Raw genomic sequence first — 1589 nt, forward strand, 5'->3', positions numbered from 1 at the left:
GTGGCTGTTGCAGAACCAGTTTTCGTAGAGGGAAGATGCAAGGCAAGAAGCTGTTTCTCGACAAAGAGGTGACGCGCTTTCGGCTCTCCGAGCGAGTTCCGCCCCACAATTTGTACCGCCGACTGGCGGAGCTGGTAGATTGGTCGTTTCTCTACGAAGAAACCAAGGCACTTTACAGCCGCACGGGGCAGCCCTCGCTGGACCCCGTGGTCTTCTTCAAGCTCGTGCTGGTGGGCCGGCTGGAAAACCTGGTCAGCGACCGGCGCCTGGTCGAGCACTGCGCCCTGCGCCTGGACATTCTCTGGTTCCTAGGCTACGAGGTGGACGAAGAGCTGCCCTGGCACTCGACTATCAGCCGCACGCGTCAGCTGTTCCCGGCCGCCGTCTTCGAGCGCCTGTTCGACCACGTCTTTGCCCAGTGCGTGGCCCGGGGCCTGGTAGCCGGTGACCGGCAGGCCGTCGATTCGGCCCCGGTCAAGGCCAATGCCTCGCTCGATAGGGTATGCGAAAAGCAGCCGGCGGGTGTCCATGGCCCGTTTTTGGCCACCGGCGAGCCCGCGTCCACGATGCCGGTGGTCACCGCCCCGGCCCACCTCTTGCGCCGCGAAGCCGCCCGGCAAGCCAAGCGCCGGAGCGAGCCCGGCCCCCTGGGAGCACAACACGAAAAAGCGCGCCTGCTCAGCAACAAGACGCATTACAGCCCGACCGACCCCGACGCGCGCATTTCCATCAAGCCCGGCAAAGCCCGGGCCCTGAACTACCTCTGCAGCCTGGCCGTGGACACGGCTAAAGGCGTCATCAGCCACGTGCAGGCCGACTTTGCCGATAGCCGCGACAGCCTGCACCTGCCCCAGCTGTTGACGGGGCTGCAGCGGCGCTTGCGCGCCCATGAACTGCGCTTGCGCGACGTGCTGGCCGATGCCGGGTATGCCAACGGCCGCAACTACGCCTTACTTGAAGCCGAGCAGGTCACGGCCTGGATACCCGTTTTTGGCCAGTACAAGCCCGAAATCGCCGGCTTCGCCTACGACCCGCGCCGCGATGCCTACACCTGCGCCGCGGGCAAGGACCTGCCGTTTCACCGGTATAACGTGACGGCCGACGGCGACTGGGTTAAGCTCTACTGGGCCGCCTACAGCGACTGCCAGCAGTGCCCGCTAAAACCCACCTGCGTACCGGGCGCCAAGCGCAAGCAACTCACCAAGACGATTTACGACGCGGCCTACCGCCGCGCGTGGCAGCGGCAGCAAACCCGCCGGGGCCAGCGCCTGCGCCGGGTCCGGCAGAGCACGGTCGAGCCCGTATTCGGGAACCTGCTGCACCACTACGGCCTGCGCCGGATGAATGTGCGCGGTCTGGCCGGAGCCCACAAAACCATGCTGCTGACAGCTGTGGCTTACAATCTCAAAAAGCTGCTCAAGTACCGGCCCCAGCAGCACATAAGCCTGGCCATGGCCCTGCCCCAGCCACTGCTGGCTGCGCAAACACGCGCTGGCCGACGAAACAGATGCACCGAAGCGCCAACTCGGGCGCTTGCCAAGTGGCTACTCAGCAATAGAACAATTTAAGCCGAGTTCTGCAACAGCCAC

The 1589-nt window shown here is 64.8% G+C and carries 1 protein-coding gene; it reads left to right on the forward strand.

What is annotated here, in order from left to right:
* Nucleotides 1-35 precede the first annotated feature (35 nt).
* Nucleotides 36-1568, forward strand: coding sequence for an IS1182 family transposase (locus tag ABD919_RS13905; protein WP_345236623.1), 1533 nt, complete (start codon nt 36-38; stop codon nt 1566-1568).
* Nucleotides 1569-1589 lie beyond the last annotated feature (21 nt).

The organism is Hymenobacter saemangeumensis, assembly GCF_039541835.1.
Taxonomy (GTDB): domain Bacteria; phylum Bacteroidota; class Bacteroidia; order Cytophagales; family Hymenobacteraceae; genus Hymenobacter; species Hymenobacter saemangeumensis.